Here is a 15,706-nt window from a genome sequence, read left to right on the forward strand (position 1 = left end):
ATGGTAGAGAGAAGGAACGTGCGCCCGGCAGTGCCAAAGCGGGAAGCCCAGTCGTCCGGCCAAATGTCGATGGACCGTACCTAAGGCACAGATGGGGCAATTACAAGGCAAAGCCCTTTCGGAAAACAACGGGAAATGCGTTGAAAATTCATGGATTTCGGACAGCCCGGATGACCTGAAGGGCCGCCTCCCCGGCCGGGGTGAATTGAATTTCGTCACGCCCGGCCTTGACGAGGCCCCGCTCGCCTACGCTCAGGAACACTCGCCCGCGCCTTCACGTTGGTTGCGCGACGCCACTCTCGGGTGGCCCCAATCCACGACAAATGAGGAGCGCTCCCATGGCCAATGAACGCCGCTACGGCAATCAGGATTTCGACTGGCGCGACCGCGAGGACGACGGCTACATCGCCCGCCGCGGCTTCGGCAATCGCAGCGCGGGATACGACCGAAACGCCGGTTACGACCGCGGATACCGCTCGGGCGAGGATGACGGCTCGCGCCTGGAGCGGGATGTCCGCGAGCGCGATTACGGGGATTCGGCCGGCTACGGCACCGGTGGATCGGCCCTCGACTGGTACGATGTGGTCGGCGACGAGGGCGGTTACGAGAGGCCCTTCTTCGGCACCCGGCGCGACCAGGACCGCTACGGCTGGGATCGCTATGGGCGCGACCGCCACGGATCGGACAGCTTCGGCCGCGGCTCGCGCGACTACAACGAGGAGCGCGGTTTCCTCGAGCGGGCCGGCGACGAGGTCCGATCCTGGTTCGGAGACGAGGACGCGGAACGCCGCCGCGAGCAGGATATGCGTGAAGCCGGCCGGCATCGCGGCCGCGGACCGAAGGGCTATCAGCGCTCCGATGCCCGCATCCTGGAGGACGTGAACGACCGCCTCACGGAAGATCCGCATATCGACGCCTCCGAGATCGAGGTCACGGTGGCGGGCCGCGAGATCACCCTCACCGGCACCGTGAGCAGCCGCTTCGAGAAGCGCCATGCGGAAGACCTCGCCGATTCCGTCTCCGGCGTCACCCATGTGCAGAACAATCTGCGCATTCAGCAACCCGCGGATGCCGGCATTGCCGGCACCATGATGTCCGGTGCAGGCGCGGCGGGCGCTGGCAGCGTCGGCATGCCAGAGACCACCGGCACTGGCACGGTCGCATCGACACGCCGGATCAGGGGGGCCTCGGGCAGCGGGATCTGACGGCCCATACTCGGTTTACCAGGATGCGCTTCTTCCCTTGGGGGCGAGGCGCATCTGTCGTACCAAGGCCTTTGCCTTTCCCTTGACGTAAGCCATCCCCATATGGGGAACGGGAAAGACGAGGACACTCATGGCAGGTATTTCCGTCACGCTCGAAGGCGACAACATCCAGCTGGCATTCCAGAAGGGCGAGCAATCGACCGCCGTGGTCATGGACCCCCATGCCGCCCGTTCTCTGGTACGGGCCGTGAGCCAGCTGCTCACTGCCATCGGCGAGAGCGCCGAGGAAAGTGACGACATGCCGGAGGAAATGGTCGACGTGACCTCCCAGACCATCGATATCGGCATGGACGAGCACGGCATGGCCGTGGTGGCCCTCCAGGCCGGCATGATGCCGCCCTTCTTGCTGCGCCTGAAAGACGATGAGGCCCGACACATCGCCCAGAGTCTGCTCGAGATCCTGAACAGTCCACGGGATGTCAGGGTCTCCCACGGTGATCACTGAGCTTAACTAAGCTCTTTCGTCGCAAGCATAGGGGGATTGATCAGAACATCGCTACCTGACAATGTAATAACATAATTATACCCACCTGACGCCTGAGCGCGTCTATGGGCAGTTAGGGCATTGTCATGGCGGATTGGTCATCGGGCTACGTTGTCGACGTCGAGTACACTTACGGCTTCTATCAGGAGCTGACGCCGAGCCTGCTCGGCTTCCTGGCCCTGCTGCAGGGTGTTCAATCGCCCGATCTCGCCTCCTCTTCCCTCGCATATTGCGAGCTCGGCTGCGGCCAGGGCTTTTCCACCAATCTGCTCGCCTCCGCCAATCCGCACATCCAGTTTCACGCCACCGACTTCAATCCCGCTCACATCGCCGGTGCCCGGACGCTCTCGCAATCGGCGCGGCTCGGAAACGTTCATTTCTACGACGACAGCTTCGCCGAGTTCCTGACCCGCAGCGACCTGCCCGATTTCGACTTCATCACCCTTCACGGGATCTATAGCTGGATCTCGCCCGAGAACCGGCGAACGATCGTCGAATTCATCCGCAGGAAGCTGAAGCCCGGCGGCATAGTCTACATCTCCTACAATTGCATGCCAGGCTGGGCCTCCATGATGCCGCTCCGGCGCCTCCTCGTGGAACATACGGTTGCCAAAGGCTCACAGCTTTCGCCCCGATCGCGTGCCTCGACCTTCCTGGATTTCGCCGACACATTCAACAAGCTGGACATGCGCTTCCTGGCTAACAACCCCAAATTGGCGAAGCGACTGGAAAGGCTCAGAAGCCAAAATCCGAACTACATCGCCCACGAATATTTCAACACGGAATCCAATCCGTTCTACTTCATGGACCTCGCCCAGGAGCTCAGTGAAGCAAAACTCACTTGGGTCGGCCCGGCGAACGCGGTTGAGAATCTCGATGAACTTCATCTCACGAAGGACCAGCGCGAGTTTCTCGCTGGCGTTGATAACGTCGCCCTGCGCCAGATGACGCGCGATCACATGGTAGACCAGCAGTTCCGGCGAGACATTTTCATCAAGGGGTCGGTTCGGCTTGCAGCTCATCAAATTCGCGACAAGTGGCTCGACACGCGCTTTGCCCTGTCCGTCACGGGCGCGAAGATCCCTCGCGAGGTGCGAGGCATGCACCATACAGTGAAACTGCAAAGTGCCATCTACGATCCGCTGATCGGCGCACTGGACCAAGGCCCCAAGACTTTGCGTGAAATCCTGAACGAGCCGGCCCTTGGTGGGATCGGCTTCGACCGCGTGGTTCAGGCCATCACGTTCCTGGCGGCTCTGGGCAAATGTCATTCCTGCCTGCCGGATCGAGGTTTTTCAGAAAGGAAACTCCAGACAGATCACTTCAACAGAGCCGTCGCGGCCGAGGCGCGTATCGAGCGCAAATACGGCTATTTCGCCTCTCCGGTCACAGGCGGAGGCATCGCGACCGACCGCATGGCTCAGTTGATATGGCTTGCCCTGTACGAGAAGGAAGCGGACATTGTCCGTTTCGTCGACGAGGCCCTGGCGGAAGCCGGGCAACGCTTGCTCAAGGACGGCAAGCCGTTGAAGGGGGAAGACCACACCCTAGAACTGCAAAAACGCGTCGCCGAGGTCGAGCAGGACCTGCTCGGCATCTGGGCCAATCTCGGCCTTGGAACACCAGTCGCCGGCAAGGCTGCCGAGCTGAGGCGGATCCGAGCCTGAATCGCCTCTTTCCGGCATTAAGCTCGGCCGGCAAGGAACTTCATTACGGCCATTCTGTTGTCGAACGCGGGGCATTCTCGGCCGCGCTTGGACAAGGCCATGGCAGTTCACGATCCAGAGCTCGTTTCCGGTGCCCACCCGGGTGTCCCCGTCATGGACGCGAAGGCGGAACCGACCCTCAAATATCCGGAATCCGAAGCGTTCTATGCCGAGGCGCTCCGGGAGCTGAACCATCTCGGGCTGCCCTTTCTGCTGGCAGGCACCTATGCGCTGTCCGCCTATACGGGCATCACGCGGCCGACCAAGGATCTCGACATCTTCTGCAAGGCCGGTGACTACACCCGGGTCCTGTCGCATTTCAAAAGCATCGGCTACTCCGTCGAGATCGAGGACGATCGCTGGCTAGGCAAGGTTTTCAAGGGCCAGTACTTCTTCGACGTGATCTTCGCCTCGTCGAACGGCACCATGCCCATCGGCGACCAATGGTTCGAGCGCGCACGTCAGATCGAGGTCTTCGGCTCTCCCGTGCGCATCGTCGGACCAACCGAGCTCGTCTGGTCGAAATGCTTCATTCAGCTGCGCCATCGTTATGACGGCGCGGACGTGGCACACACGATCCTGAAGGCGCATGACCAAATCGACTGGCATGCGTTGCTGGCCTACATGGAAGTGCACTGGGAGGTGATGCTCATGCACCTGCTCAACTTCCGCTGGATCTATCCGTCCGAGCGCGACAAGATTCCACGCTGGGTGATGGACGAACTTCTCGACAGGCTCTCAAAACAGCTCGATCTTCCGCCGCCGCAGATGAAGGTCTGCCGCGGGCGGATGTTCTCCCGCATCGATTACGAAATCGATGTCAAGCAATGGGGCTTCGCCGATGTCGGCGGCGAAGGTGAATGGCGGAATGAGTGATGAACCACAGCAACTGATGAAGGTCGCCGCCATGGGCGATCTTCATGTTCGCGAGGACAACTGGGGTTCCTATCGCGATCTGTTCGGAGAAATCTCCAAAGAGGCCGATGTTCTGGTTCTGGCTGGAGATCTGACGGATCTCGGGAGACCCAAGGAAGCCGAACTCCTGGCGCAGGACATCAAATCCTGCCCGATTCCGATTGTCGGCGTTCTCGGCAACCACGATTACGAATGCGGCGCTCATGAAGAGGTGACTCATATTCTCCGCGATGCCGGCATGCGAGTCCTTGACGGACAATCGGTCGAGATCGACGGTGTCGGCTTCGTCGGCGTGAAAGGCTTTGCCGGCGGCTTCGGACGCCGCATGCTCGGCTCCTTCGGTGAACCGGCGATCAAACAGTTCGTCGGCGAGACCATGAATGAGACACTGCGGCTCGAGAACGCCATGCGGCAGGTTCGCGCCAAGCGCTCCATGGTCATTCTCCATTACGCGCCGATCACAGAGACGATCGAGAGCGAGCCGCTGGAAATCTATCCCTTCCTGGGCTCGTCGCGGCTGGCTGAAACCATCGATCGGTTCAAGGTGAACGCCATCGTGCACGGCCATGCGCATCGCGGCCGTTTCGAGGGCCGCACGCCCGGCGGACAGCCGGTCTACAATGTCGCCAAGCATATCGAGAAGCCGACGGGCAAACCCTACGCCATCATCGAGATATGAGCCGGAATGCGCGCTGCCGGCCCATGATGTGCATCACTTCAATATCGCGTGCCGGGATCGGTGGGGTTGCCCGGCAGGTAATCTGGCTCCGAGCCGGGCCCTTTCGGGTCGGAGATCCCTGGATCGTTGACGGGATAGGGCGTGCGAGGTCCCGTCGGGCCGATATCCGGCTCTTCATCCGGAATTGTTCCAGGCGGCACCTCACTTGGGATATTGCCGCCCGGCGTCGGCTCGTTCGTCGGCGTTCCTGGATTGACCATCGTTTTGCCCTCTCTTGGAAATCCGTGACTGGGTCAACAGAACCATGCCATCAGGGTTCCGATGGGCGCCGTAATCGGAACCCCTCCCCACCCCATCCGTTCACGAACAGCCCCCACCACGGAATGGAGAATGTCATGCCTGACATCAAGCAGGCCAAGATCCTCATCATGGCGACCGACGGCTTCGAGCAATCCGAGCTGATGGTGCCGCAGGAAAAATTGTTGGATGCCGGCGCAACAGTCGAAGTCGCGGCTCCGAAATCGCGCATGAAGTCCAGCAAGATCTATGGCTGGGACAAGACGGACTGGGGCAAGACCGTGTCCGTCGACAAGGACATCGAGGACGTGAATCCAACCGACTACGACGCGCTCGTTCTGCCCGGTGGACAGATCAATCCCGACAAGCTGCGCACTGAACCGAAAGCCATCGAAATCATCCGCGCTTTCTATTCCTCAGGCAAAACCGTTGCCGCCATTTGCCATGCGCCCTGGCTTCTCATCGAAGCCGGTGTGATCAAGGGCAAGAAGTGCACGTCCTACCACGCGATCAAAACTGACATGATCAATGCCGGCGGCCAATGGCGTGACGAGACGGTAGTGACGGATCAGGGTCTTATTACCAGCCGCAATCCCGGCGACCTTGATGCCTTCGTGAGCAAGATCATCGAGGAAGTTCAAGAAGGTTTCCATGCGGGTCGCCGCATGGCGGCAGAATAATCGCGTATCACTATCACTCTTTGGACATGAAAAAGCGGCCGGTGCAAACCGGCCGCTTTCCGCTTTCACCTTTGTGAAACTGAGATTTAAGCCTGCTGGATCGCCGAGACCTTCCAGGGGCCGCCCTGATCGCGGCGGAAGGTCCAGAGCTCCGTCGCCTCGTCGAGCTTGTTCGGATCGCCTTCCACGACACGGCCCGTGGCCCTGTCTGTCATGACATCGGTGATGCCAAAGCGCATGGCGACGGTCGCGTAGTCCGTGGTGCCCTCGCGCCAGGCTTCCGACAGGTCGCCCTGGTTGAGACGCACGTCGGAGAGCTTGTTCACGACGCCGCGGGAAGCGTTGTCGTTGAGCTCTTCCTGGAAGTAGCCGGCCATCTCGGGCGTGGCGAGCGTCCAGAGCTTGGCGACATCCTCACGCGAATAGGCGTCCTGCATCTCGACGAGACCGCGCTCGAAAGCCGCGTAATCGCTCTCGCCGATACCGACCTCATCGCGCACGCCTGGACGACGAGGAGCCTGCTGTGACCGGCCTCCAAGAGCGCCACCCAGGGCCCCACTGAGACCGCCGCCCAAGCCGGAGCCCAGACCGCCGCCAAGGCCGCTGTTCATGGGACGTCCGCCAGTCGGCGGCACGCTGCCGCCCATGGAGCGGGCATAGCCCTGACCCGCACCGGCATAGGCCGGCTGCTGACGCCTGCTGCGGAACCACTTCATCGCGAACGAGACCAGCAGGACCACGAGGCCGATCTGAAGCAGCAGGCCGAGCATCGAGGCCAAGCCGCCGAGGCCACCGAAGAAGCCCTGACCGAACAGCATGCCGAGCAAGCCTGCACCGAAAAGGCCGGCCATCAGGCCCGTGCCGAAGCCGAAGCGGCGCGGCTGCGCCACGTTCGGGGCCAGTGTGCCCGGACGGGTCATGTTGGGACCCTGGTTCGGAATTTGCGAACGCTGGATCGGGGCTGCGGCTTCCGGCGCCGTCCGGGTTGCCGGCGGAGCGGTATAGGTGCGCGCGCCGCGCGATCCGAAGCCGCCGCTTCCCCGCCCGACGCGAGCCTCGGCCGCGCTACCGGCAAGGACCAAGGCAGCCGCCAGGGCAACCATCACCCGGCTGCGGCGAGAAGCAAATTTCATCATCGTCTTCGTTTTCCATCCCTTTGGAGCACGACGCTCCTGCGCCTCATGTGGTGATGCCTTGAGGCTTACGGAAGGGCTGGGCCGTTCGATTTTGGATCGGCGCTGCAATCCTGGGACCAATCATTTCGTTTGCAGAGATCCGTTCATCCAGGTCCTTGGCCCGATTGCTGGAAAGACCAGAATTAACCTTTGTTAATTGCCTCTACGGAAGCCGTTTAGTTAATGATATAACGAATTGTCACTTTATCTTGCAAGAACACACAAGACTCTTATTGTTCTATATTTGTTCTGCGACGAGAACACCCTTGCAGGCCCTTGGTTCCTCAGGGAAAGGCGGATTAACTCTGCCGAACCATCCCCGTTATCCACAGATTTCCCTCAAATGTCGCTTCAAAGCCCAATTCTTGCTTTGTTCACTTAGCTCCGTCCAGTGGATGGCAATGGTCTAGCCGGCTCAGTAACGGGCACGGCAAATGCCCCACACCAGGCGTCAAAAATCCCAACTCGAATGTTTCCCCAACGTCACGGCCATCCACATCTTTTGCCCACATGAGGACTGAAAAAGAAATGCCCGGCACGAGGCCGGGCACCATGTGGAAACGTAATTAAAAACCTTATGCCGCCTTGCTCTTGGGCTGCACCTCGGCCGAATAATCCTCCATCAGCACCTTGGTCATGTTGCCGGGCTGGTAGGTATAGGGGCCGATCTCCGACACAGGCGTCACCTCCGCGGCCGTTCCGGTGATGAAGCACTCGTTGAAGGATGAAAGCTCCTCCGGCATGATCCGGCGCTCCGCTACCTCGAAGCCGCGGCGCTTGGCGAGGTCGATCACCGTGCGGCGGGTGATGCCGTCGAGGAAGCAATCGGCAATCGGCGTGTGGACGACGCCGTCGCGGATGAAGAACACGTTGGCGCCGGTGCACTCGGCCACGCGACCCTGCCAGTCGAGCATCAGCGCGTCGGCATAGCCCTTCCGCTCCGCCTTGTGCTTAGAGATGGTGCAGATCATGTAAAGACCCGCCGCCTTCGCGGCCGACGGGGCTGTGGCCGGATCGGGACGGCGGTACTCCGCCATGTCGATGCGGATTCCCTTCATCTTCTGAGCCGGATCGAAATAGCTCGGCCATTCCCATGAGGCGATGGCGAGGTGGATCCTGTTGGTCTGAGCCGCAACGCCCATCATCTCCGAGCCGCGCCAGGCGACCGGACGCAGATAGGCGTCCTTCTGCCCGTTCTTCTCCAGCACGAGGCGCTTGGCCGCGTCGATCTCGGCCACCGTATAGGGGATCTCGAAATCGAGGATCTGGGCCGATTTCTTGAGGCGCTCGGAGTGCTCGGTCGACTTGAAGATCTCGCCGCCATAGGCGCGCTCGCCTTCGAACACGGAAGAGCCGTAATGGAGCCCGTGGGACAAGACATGGAGCTGGGCATCCTTCCAGGGTACGATCTGCCCGTCGTACCAGATCCATCCATCACGTTGATCGAAGGGGGTCGCGGACATCGTTTTTCTCCTTGAATGCCGACCTCTGTGGCGACCGGGGTCGTGTAATTTCCGGTTTGCTTCCAGCCGATTTCAATTTCATTCATTTCGCGGAAGCGGCTTGACGAGTAACAATCGTCCTGAGATATGTCAACAAGGCTGACATAAAAATTGGGAACAGGATGGTGCCAGACGCAATTCCGGCTTTGAAGTCTCAACAATCCGGCAAGGATACAGGCAAGGATATCTTGGCCGAACAGCCGGCCTATGACCTGATCGAATTGTTCTTCTTCGCCTATCGCGACTTCGTCAGCGATCCCGACAGAATCCTGGACGAATACGGCTTCGGGCGGGCCCATCACCGGGTGCTGCACTTCGTCAGCCGCCAGCCGGGCCTGACGATCGCGGAGCTCCTCGATATCCTGAGGATCACCAAGCAGAGCCTCAACCGGGTTCTCAAGGAACTCATCGAGAAGGATTTCGTCGAGAGCCGGATGGGGACCTCCGACCGGCGCCAGCGGCTTCTCTTTGCCACTGCCAAAGGCCACGATTTGGCCTTGAAGCTCGCCAAGCTGCAGACCCGCCGCATCATGCGGGCCTTGTCCGAGATGGAGCCGGAGGCGAAGGAGACGGTCAGCCGCTACCTTCTGCGTCTCATCGATCCGGACGACAGCGCCCACGTGAAGCAGCTCGTATTCGGCCTTAAGAAAACCTGATAAGCAAGGCCCGACAAAGCAGCTTGAAGCCTGATGGATGCACGCATCGACATTCCCGACCATGCCCCGCACGTCCTCGTGGTGGACGACGACCGCCGCCTGCGCGACCTTCTGACCCGCTTTCTGACCGAGAACGGATATCGGGTCACGGCAGCTGCCAGCGCTGCCGAAGCAAGGGCGAAAGCAGGAAACTTCGTCTTCGATGCCCTCGTGCTCGATGTGATGATGCCGGGAGAGACCGGGTTCGATTATGCCCGCAGCCTGCGCGAGCATTCGCAGGTGCCGATCCTGATGCTCACGGCCCGCTCCGAAGCCTCCGACCGGGTGACGGGCCTGGAAATCGGCGCGGACGATTATCTCCCCAAGCCCTTCGAGCCGCGCGAGCTGTTACTGCGCCTCGGCAACATCCTCAAGCGCACGCTGCCCCTACCAGGCGCGACGAACGTCGACGTGCCGGAGGTCATCCATTTCGGCCCCTTCTCGTATCGCTTCGACCGCGGCGAATTGCGTCGCGGGAATGAGGTAGTGCGCATCACCGAGCGCGAGCGCGAGATCCTGACAATCCTCGGCAGCCATGCGGGCGACAATGTTCCGCGCGAGGCGCTCGCCGGCAATGGCATTGCCGCCAACGAGCGCACGGTGGACGTTCAGATCAACCGGCTGCGCCGCAAGATCGAGATCGATCCTGCCAACCCGATCTTCCTGCAGACCGTGCGCGGCATCGGCTATCGTCTCGTGATCGATCGATGAAGATCGGAGCGACCTTACGCTATTCTCCCCTTGACCAGGCCGCGCGCTGGTTCGGCCGCTTTCTGCCAAAAGGGCTTTATGCCCGCGCGCTCATCATCATCATCGCGCCCGTCATCCTGCTGCAATCCGTCGTCGCCTATGTGTTCATGGAACGGCACTATCAGCTCGTCACGCGCCGTCTGTCCTCGGCGGTGACGGCCGATATCGCGGCGCTTATCGACATCTATGAAAACTATCCGCAGGATAAGGATGCGAGCACGCTCTCACGCATTGCATCGGAACGCCTGCAGCTCGACGTGGACATTCTGCGCGATACCGATCTGCCGCCGCCCGGGCCCAAACCCTTCTTCGACATTCTCGACGAGACCCTGACCGACGAGCTTCGGCGCCAGATCGACCGTCCGTACTGGATCGATACGGTCGGGCGTTCGAGCTATGTGGAAGTGCGCATCAAGCTGGATCAGAACGACGTCATGCGTGTTCTGGCGCGGCGCAGCCAAGCCTATGCGTCGAACTCGCATATCTTCCTCGTGTGGATGGCTGGCTCGTCCTTCGTGCTGCTCGGCATCGCCATCCTGTTCCTGCGCAACCAGATCAAGCCGATCCTGCGGCTCGCGGAAGCGGCCGAGGCATTGGGCAAGGGCCGCGAGATCGAGTTCCGCCCGCGCGGCGCGCGGGAAGTGCGCCAAGCCGGCCACGCCTTCATGGAGATGAAGCGGCGCATCGAGCGCAACATCGAACAGCGTACGACCATGCTGAACGGCGTGAGCCACGACCTGCGCACCATTCTTACACGCTTCAAACTCTCGCTCGTCTTCCTCGGCCAGACGCCGGAGGTTGAGGATCTCAAGCGTGACGTGGACGAGATGAGCCGCATGCTTGAAGGCTATCTCGCCTTCGCGCGCGGCGATGCGGGCGAGCAGGCGGTCGCCACGGATCTGAGGCAGCTCCTCGAAGAGGTCCAATCCGATGCGGAGCGCCAGGGCCACGTGACGGAACTCGACATTATCGGCGATCCGATGATCACGGTGCGTCCAGACGCCTTCCGCCGCCTCCTGTTCAATCTCGTGTCCAACGCGGCGCGGCACGGCGACCGGATTGAGATCACCGCCAATCACGAAACGCGCTGGCTCGTGCTGCATGTGGACGACGACGGGCCGGGTATCCCGGCCGACATGCGCGAGGAAGTCTTCAAACCCTTCGTGCGCCTGGACGAAGCGCGCAATCAGGATGAAGGTGGATCGGGCCTCGGCCTTGCCATCGCCCGCGATGTCGCCCGCTCCCACGGCGGCGACATCGTGCTGAGCGAGAGCCCGCTCGGGGGCCTGCGTGCAACGGTGCGGCTGCCCGCCTGAAATCTCTGCTCAAGGCACCTTCTTGCAGTGCATCTCCGGCGCGCCATAGCCCCATGTCACCAGGGCTTCGCCCTGATGCTCCCAGAAGCTTTCGTTACGCCCCCGATAGCGGGCGCCACTTCCGGAGAGCTGCACATACATCAGCGAGACGCTGTCTCCGCGCTCGGCAATCAGCGTCGCCGGATCGGTCTGGAAAAAAGTGGCGATCACCTCGTTGCGGGGATCGCCGTCGCAGACAAAGATCACGGGGCCGATGCTGGAGACAAGTCGATACCGCGCCTGCAATTCGGCGATGCGGCGCTTATATTCCCCTTCCACGCATCCGCGCCTGTCGCCGCTCTTCCAACACTCGTCGCGCCCCTTGATCCAGCCACGCTGCTCGGCCTGCAGCACGGGCGTCTGCTCGTTCACCGCCTTGCGGGAGGCTTCCGCATAAACGTCGGCCAGCTTGCGGTCGAGTGACGATAATGCGCTGTCAGTGCAGATCATCTCCTCGATGCTGCCGGTCTGCACCTTGTCGCAGGAGAAAGAAGGGCTCTGAGCCTGCGCGGCTCTGCCCCAAACCCCAACCATTGAGACTAAACCCACCGCGCCGAAAACGATCCAGAGGATTGTATAGGGCCTCTTCATGAGCATGCCTCACGTTGAGTGAAATCAGGAATGCTTCTCTGCCGTCAGGGACAAACTTGTGCCGCGAACCGATCCATCTGTGCCCCGCGACGACAACGCCAGGACTTCTTCACTTCGCGAATGCTCCAGATGCCTGCAGCGGTTCGGTCGAGAGCGATGTCCCATCGCTCTCCTTTTACGGAATCATCCAGAAGGCCGTCGCGCAACACCGTGATCTTCGTCGAAGACGGTACCTCGCCACCTTCGTTCGCCTGCACGATATGTTGCGTCGTGCCCTCGAACTCTCCTGCAATCGCCAGCGCAATGTCGAGCGGCGAAGCACCACCGGCCGCAAGGGACGATGCACTGCCATAAGCATCCGGCGCGACGACTTTCATATCCGCAACCGGCACATCCAAAAGGGATGTGTGCTGATCGCCCGTTACAGGCTGAGCGCTGGCCATCGCTGAAACGATGGAGGAAAAGGCGGCACCGAGGATAAGACGGTGAAGGCTCCGCATGATCTCCTCGTGTCGATCTAGTACAGCCTTCCGCCCACCGGCACATCGCGATCTGGGCGGATCAGCATCACATTACCATCAGCATCCGGCACGCCAAGCGTCAGGACCTCCGACATGAACGGCCCGATCTGGCGCGGCGGGAAATTCACCACCGCCATCACCTGCGATCCGACGAGATCCTCCGGCGAATGGTTCACCGTGATCTGCGCTGAGGACCGCTTGGTGCCGATCTCGGGGCCGAAATCGATGGTAAGCTTGAATGCCGGTTTGCGCGCCTGTGGAAACGGCTCGACAGCGACGATGCGGCCGACACGAATGTCGACCTTCAGGAAATCGTCGAACGTGATGGGCGCTGTTGCCGAACTCACCTGATCCATCTTTGCCCCTAACCTCTTTTAGATCGCCGCGGCAGGATTCTGCGTATCGCCGTTGTCTTCGCTCGCGCGGCGTGTCCCCGTACGTGTCGATCTGCGTCCCTGCATCAGGGCGCGTCCGACTGCACGCAAGGGCGCGCTCAAGCGCCGCAGATCCTCGGCTCCTTCCAGGATGCGCTCGGCGCGGCGTAGTTCGCGGTCGAGCCGCGCCATCGTCTTGGCGAGCGTCGGATCGTCATCGTCAAGCCATGTGCGCATGGTGTTGGCATAGACGAGAACAGCCCCCTGGACCTTCAGCTTTCCAAGTGGCCCTTCCGTGTTGATGCCGGCAGCCGCGAGCATGAAGCGCTGGGAATTGAGCGAGGCCTGATTGAGGGCGGCAATCGCGACAGGATCGTATTGCAGATCCTGGAAAGCTCGCCGCAGGGCCTGCCGATAAGGCTGCAGCGCATCGAAGCGGCGCATCAATACCTCGAAGATGCGTTCGCGCGCGGGCTCTCCCGCAAGATCGTCGGTCGTTCCCTCCAGCACCTGCCGGTCGATCTGGCGTGACAGCGCGCTGAGTACGGCGCCCTTCGACGGAAAGAGATCGCGAAACTCGGCAAGGGACACATTGGCGGCCTTCGCGACGTCGGTGATCTCGATCTCATGCCAGGGGCGCCGGGCGGCCAGATCCATGAGCGATTCGACGATAGCCTTTTTCTTATCCGTGGGTGCTTCTGCCGTCACGACCAACCTCCTGAGCATCTTCCTTTGAGGATTAATCTAGGGGCCGAGAGCAGCATTCCCAAGATTAGCCCGCAAGTTCCTCTGCCCGCCGCTTGGCGGCTGCCACGGCCTCGCGCATGAGTGCCTTCAGACCGTTCGGATCGCGCATGAGGACTTCCAGCGCGGCGGCAGTCGTGCCTCCGGGCGAAGTGACGTTCTGCCGGAGTGTGGCCGGCGGCAGATCGCTCTGGAACAGGAGCTCCCCTGCCCCGGTCACCGTGGCGCGCGCGAGACGCTGCGCCAGGTCCAGCGGCAATCCGGCAGCCGCTCCCGCTTCGGCGAGGCACTCCACGAGATGGAACACATAGGCCGGACCGGAACCCGACACTGCGGTAACGGCATCGATCAGGTCTTCGGACGGCAGCCATTCGACGATGCCGTTGCTGCTCAAAAGCGCGTCCGCCATCAGGCGCTGCGTCTCGCTCACCTGGTCGTTGGTCGCAGCTCCTGTCGCGCCGCGTCCGATGCTCGCGGGCAGGTTCGGCATGGCGCGCACGATGGCGCCGGCGGCCGGAAGCCGGCTCTTCAGGTCGCCGATGGTCTTGCCGGCGAGGATCGAGACGATCAGGGTCTGCGGCCCGAGACAGGTGTTGAGCGCGGGCGCGGCGTCGTCCAGCATCTGCGGCTTGATCGCCAGCACCAGCACGTCCGCAGCGGTAGGGTTGGCCGGATTCAGGGCGACTCCCGTCTCCCGGCAGAACTGCGTCATCTCCTCGGACGGGCGCGGATCGGTAACGGTCACGCCCTCGGGCCTCATGCCGACCTTGAGCCAACCCTCGAGCATGGAACCGCCCATTTTGCCGGCGCCGACGAGGATGAGGGATGACGGCAGATGGGACATGTTCGACGGCATGGGCTTAACCTGACGGAATGGAGAGGGAAGGCCGCACTCTATTCACGCCTGCCCTGCCCTGTCGAGGCGGGTTTAAGCCTCGCCTTCGGTTTCGAACAGGACAGAATCGAGAGCCTCTCGGGCAGACTTGCCGGCCCAGATCACGAACTGGAAGGCCTGGAAATACCGCTCGCAGGCTTCGACCGCGACCCGGAGCATGGTCTCGCACTGCCCATCTGTCGGATCGGCCCCGCCCGCCAGCAGCAGGGCATGGCGGAACATCACGACGTTTTCCGTGCTCCATAGGTCGAAATGCCCGACCCAGAGTTGCTCGTTGACGACGGAGATGAGCTGGATGACCTCCTGCCGCCGCCGCTCGGGCACCTTGAGGTCGAAGGCGCAGGCCACATGCAGGGCTTCCACGTCCTCGATCCACGTGAAGGCGATGTCGTAATCCGCCCAGCGGCCCGCCACCGAGATGGACATCTCATCCGTTTCGGCCCGGTCGAAGATCCAGTGCCGCAGGGAAGCGAGACGCTCAACCACATCGAGGGGATGTTCCGAGCGATCGATTTCAAGATGAATCTGCGGCATGTCGATCCTGGACGCTCAATTGCCTGAATATGGTAAACATATCCGGGCAATACCATTGCGTTGACCCGGACCTTATTCGGAAGAAGTACTCAGAATACTTCGATATTCGGAGATTCCGCCGCCACGGCCTCGAATCAGCTCATGAATCGACAGTCGTAGATTTCGACCTCTGTCACAATGCGCCGGATTCATCTGTCCACAACAGGAGACCCGCACCGGGCGCAGACCGGATTCCCGCTTGGATCAAGGCGTCGCGTGGCTTTTGCGACCGGAGGAAGCCAGCTTCGCCTCAAGCTCCTTCACCCGGGCTTCGAGCTTCTCGTTCTCCTCGCGGGCTGCCGTCACCATCTCGCGCAGAACCTCGACCTCCTCGCGGGTGGCGACGTCCATGTCCTTGATCAGACGCTCGAACTGGCTGCGGACCACGCTCTCGACCTCCCGCCGGACACCCTGCGCCGCCCCGGCAGCATCGGTGGCGAAGCGGGCGAGTTCATCAAAGATCCGGTTGGATGATTGGGTCATGGGGGCAAATCCGCAGCATTCG

General features: G+C 61.5%; 19 protein-coding genes. 9 read left to right on the top strand and 10 right to left on the bottom strand.

Translation table 11 applies throughout. The features are described 5' to 3' along the window. Window positions 1–338 precede the first annotated feature (338 nt). The 5 genes from ACS5Q1_RS08115 (at window position 339) to ACS5Q1_RS08135 (ending at window position 5,049) form a co-directional block, all read left to right on the top strand. Entirely contained in the window at window positions 339–1,205 is an 867-nt protein-coding gene (locus ACS5Q1_RS08115; protein WP_473097676.1) for a BON domain-containing protein, read from the top strand. 130 nt (window positions 1,206–1,335) lie between these two features. Beyond that, window positions 1,336–1,710 (top strand): hypothetical protein, encoded by a 375-nt coding sequence (locus tag ACS5Q1_RS08120; protein ID WP_473097677.1) that lies wholly within the window; start codon window positions 1,336–1,338, stop codon window positions 1,708–1,710. Between the two features lie 125 nt (window positions 1,711–1,835). Next, complete coding sequence (locus tag ACS5Q1_RS08125; RefSeq protein ID WP_473097678.1) at window positions 1,836–3,416, top strand: class I SAM-dependent methyltransferase; 1,581 nt, start codon at window positions 1,836–1,838, stop codon at window positions 3,414–3,416. Window positions 3,417–3,515: 99 nt separating this feature from the next. Continuing rightward, the gene (locus ACS5Q1_RS08130) at window positions 3,516–4,331 is read left to right on the top strand and encodes a nucleotidyltransferase family protein (RefSeq protein ID WP_246776767.1); all 816 of its coding nucleotides are present in this window, start codon (window positions 3,516–3,518) and stop codon (window positions 4,329–4,331) included. After that, the gene (locus tag ACS5Q1_RS08135) at window positions 4,324–5,049 is read left to right on the top strand and encodes a metallophosphoesterase family protein (protein WP_473097679.1); all 726 of its coding nucleotides are present in this window, start codon (window positions 4,324–4,326) and stop codon (window positions 5,047–5,049) included. The genes ACS5Q1_RS08130 and ACS5Q1_RS08135 overlap by 8 nt, the downstream gene beginning before the upstream one ends. A 38-nt stretch (window positions 5,050–5,087) precedes the next feature. Here ACS5Q1_RS08135 and ACS5Q1_RS08140 read toward each other — a convergent pair whose 3' ends face one another. Beyond that, entirely contained in the window at window positions 5,088–5,309 is a 222-nt protein-coding gene (locus tag ACS5Q1_RS08140; RefSeq protein ID WP_203442930.1) for a hypothetical protein, read from the bottom strand. A gap of 135 nt (window positions 5,310–5,444) precedes the next feature. Between ACS5Q1_RS08140 and ACS5Q1_RS08145 the strand changes: the two genes are divergently transcribed. Further along, window positions 5,445–6,026: a type 1 glutamine amidotransferase domain-containing protein gene (locus tag ACS5Q1_RS08145; protein WP_473097680.1), complete on the top strand. Its 582-nt coding sequence runs from the start codon at window positions 5,445–5,447 to the stop codon at window positions 6,024–6,026. A gap of 86 nt (window positions 6,027–6,112) precedes the next feature. On the opposite strand, the gene ACS5Q1_RS08150 is transcribed toward ACS5Q1_RS08145, so the two are convergent. Together ACS5Q1_RS08150 and ACS5Q1_RS08155 are read right to left on the bottom strand one after the other, a co-directional pair. Beyond that, window positions 6,113–7,162: a Tim44 domain-containing protein gene (locus ACS5Q1_RS08150; RefSeq protein WP_473097681.1), complete on the bottom strand. Its 1,050-nt coding sequence runs from the start codon at window positions 7,160–7,162 to the stop codon at window positions 6,113–6,115. Window positions 7,163–7,776: 614 nt separating this feature from the next. After that, on the bottom strand, window positions 7,777–8,664 hold the full coding sequence (locus tag ACS5Q1_RS08155) for a branched-chain amino acid aminotransferase (protein ID WP_203442927.1): 888 nt from the start codon (window positions 8,662–8,664) through the stop codon (window positions 7,777–7,779). A 161-nt stretch (window positions 8,665–8,825) separates the two neighbouring features. Between ACS5Q1_RS08155 and ACS5Q1_RS08160 the strand changes: the two genes are divergently transcribed. Genes ACS5Q1_RS08160 through ACS5Q1_RS08170 form a run of 3 tightly spaced genes read left to right on the top strand, consistent with a single transcriptional unit; the run spans window position 8,826 to window position 11,464 of the window. Then, on the top strand, window positions 8,826–9,359 hold the full coding sequence (locus tag ACS5Q1_RS08160) for a MarR family winged helix-turn-helix transcriptional regulator (RefSeq protein ID WP_203442926.1): 534 nt from the start codon (window positions 8,826–8,828) through the stop codon (window positions 9,357–9,359). Between the two features lie 33 nt (window positions 9,360–9,392). Next, entirely contained in the window at window positions 9,393–10,109 is a 717-nt protein-coding gene (locus ACS5Q1_RS08165) for a response regulator (protein WP_473097682.1), read from the top strand. Next, on the top strand, window positions 10,106–11,464 hold the full coding sequence (locus ACS5Q1_RS08170; protein ID WP_203442924.1) for an ATP-binding protein: 1,359 nt from the start codon (window positions 10,106–10,108) through the stop codon (window positions 11,462–11,464). The genes ACS5Q1_RS08165 and ACS5Q1_RS08170 overlap by 4 nt, the downstream gene beginning before the upstream one ends. A 9-nt stretch (window positions 11,465–11,473) precedes the next feature. Here ACS5Q1_RS08170 and ACS5Q1_RS08175 read toward each other — a convergent pair whose 3' ends face one another. The 7 genes from ACS5Q1_RS08175 to ACS5Q1_RS08205 all read right to left on the bottom strand — a co-directional run bounded on the left by ACS5Q1_RS08175 (window position 11,474) and on the right by ACS5Q1_RS08205 (window position 15,684). Continuing rightward, entirely contained in the window at window positions 11,474–12,094 is a 621-nt protein-coding gene (locus ACS5Q1_RS08175; RefSeq protein ID WP_473097683.1) for an MliC family protein, read from the bottom strand. A 44-nt stretch (window positions 12,095–12,138) separates the two neighbouring features. Beyond that, a complete protein-coding gene (locus ACS5Q1_RS08180; protein WP_473097684.1) occupies window positions 12,139–12,537 on the bottom strand; it encodes a hypothetical protein in 399 nt (132 codons plus the stop codon). A gap of 74 nt (window positions 12,538–12,611) precedes the next feature. Continuing rightward, entirely contained in the window at window positions 12,612–12,971 is a 360-nt protein-coding gene (locus ACS5Q1_RS08185) for a tRNA-binding protein (protein WP_473097685.1), read from the bottom strand. A gap of 18 nt (window positions 12,972–12,989) precedes the next feature. After that, the gene (locus ACS5Q1_RS08190) at window positions 12,990–13,697 is read right to left on the bottom strand and encodes a TetR/AcrR family transcriptional regulator (protein WP_473097686.1); all 708 of its coding nucleotides are present in this window, start codon (window positions 13,695–13,697) and stop codon (window positions 12,990–12,992) included. A gap of 64 nt (window positions 13,698–13,761) precedes the next feature. Then, entirely contained in the window at window positions 13,762–14,589 is an 828-nt protein-coding gene (gene proC / locus ACS5Q1_RS08195) for a pyrroline-5-carboxylate reductase (protein WP_473097687.1), read from the bottom strand. Window positions 14,590–14,661: 72 nt separating this feature from the next. Continuing rightward, window positions 14,662–15,162, bottom strand: coding sequence for a type III secretion system chaperone family protein (locus tag ACS5Q1_RS08200; protein ID WP_473097688.1), 501 nt, complete (start codon window positions 15,160–15,162; stop codon window positions 14,662–14,664). 243 nt (window positions 15,163–15,405) lie between these two features. Continuing rightward, window positions 15,406–15,684: an accessory factor UbiK family protein gene (locus ACS5Q1_RS08205; RefSeq protein ID WP_473097689.1), complete on the bottom strand. Its 279-nt coding sequence runs from the start codon at window positions 15,682–15,684 to the stop codon at window positions 15,406–15,408. Window positions 15,685–15,706: the final 22 nt, after the last annotated feature.

It is taken from the genome of Microvirga sp. GN3, from assembly GCF_055792825.1.

What these genes read in the sequence shown, in the direction of transcription:
- ACS5Q1_RS08115 (WP_473097676.1), top strand. Translation starts at nt 339, where the DNA reads ATGGCCAATGAACGCCGCTACGGCAATCAGGATTTCGACTGGCGCGAC.
- ACS5Q1_RS08120 (WP_473097677.1), top strand. Translation starts at nt 1,336, where the DNA reads ATGGCAGGTATTTCCGTCACGCTCGAAGGCGACAACATCCAGCTGGCA.
- ACS5Q1_RS08125 (WP_473097678.1), top strand. Translation starts at nt 1,836, where the DNA reads ATGGCGGATTGGTCATCGGGCTACGTTGTCGACGTCGAGTACACTTAC.
- ACS5Q1_RS08130 (WP_246776767.1), top strand. Translation starts at nt 3,516, where the DNA reads ATGGCAGTTCACGATCCAGAGCTCGTTTCCGGTGCCCACCCGGGTGTC.
- ACS5Q1_RS08135 (WP_473097679.1), top strand. Translation starts at nt 4,324, where the DNA reads ATGAGTGATGAACCACAGCAACTGATGAAGGTCGCCGCCATGGGCGAT.
- ACS5Q1_RS08140 (WP_203442930.1), bottom strand. Translation starts at nt 5,309, where the DNA reads ATGGTCAATCCAGGAACGCCGACGAACGAGCCGACGCCGGGCGGCAAT.
- ACS5Q1_RS08145 (WP_473097680.1), top strand. Translation starts at nt 5,445, where the DNA reads ATGCCTGACATCAAGCAGGCCAAGATCCTCATCATGGCGACCGACGGC.
- ACS5Q1_RS08150 (WP_473097681.1), bottom strand. Translation starts at nt 7,162, where the DNA reads ATGATGAAATTTGCTTCTCGCCGCAGCCGGGTGATGGTTGCCCTGGCG.
- ACS5Q1_RS08155 (WP_203442927.1), bottom strand. Translation starts at nt 8,664, where the DNA reads ATGTCCGCGACCCCCTTCGATCAACGTGATGGATGGATCTGGTACGAC.
- ACS5Q1_RS08160 (WP_203442926.1), top strand. Translation starts at nt 8,826, where the DNA reads ATGGTGCCAGACGCAATTCCGGCTTTGAAGTCTCAACAATCCGGCAAG.
- ACS5Q1_RS08165 (WP_473097682.1), top strand. Translation starts at nt 9,393, where the DNA reads ATGGATGCACGCATCGACATTCCCGACCATGCCCCGCACGTCCTCGTG.
- ACS5Q1_RS08170 (WP_203442924.1), top strand. Translation starts at nt 10,106, where the DNA reads ATGAAGATCGGAGCGACCTTACGCTATTCTCCCCTTGACCAGGCCGCG.
- ACS5Q1_RS08175 (WP_473097683.1), bottom strand. Translation starts at nt 12,094, where the DNA reads ATGAAGAGGCCCTATACAATCCTCTGGATCGTTTTCGGCGCGGTGGGT.
- ACS5Q1_RS08180 (WP_473097684.1), bottom strand. Translation starts at nt 12,537, where the DNA reads ATGGCCAGCGCTCAGCCTGTAACGGGCGATCAGCACACATCCCTTTTG.
- ACS5Q1_RS08185 (WP_473097685.1), bottom strand. Translation starts at nt 12,971, where the DNA reads ATGGATCAGGTGAGTTCGGCAACAGCGCCCATCACGTTCGACGATTTC.
- proC (WP_473097687.1), bottom strand. Translation starts at nt 14,589, where the DNA reads ATGCCGTCGAACATGTCCCATCTGCCGTCATCCCTCATCCTCGTCGGC.
- ACS5Q1_RS08200 (WP_473097688.1), bottom strand. Translation starts at nt 15,162, where the DNA reads ATGCCGCAGATTCATCTTGAAATCGATCGCTCGGAACATCCCCTCGAT.
- ACS5Q1_RS08205 (WP_473097689.1), bottom strand. Translation starts at nt 15,684, where the DNA reads ATGACCCAATCATCCAACCGGATCTTTGATGAACTCGCCCGCTTCGCC.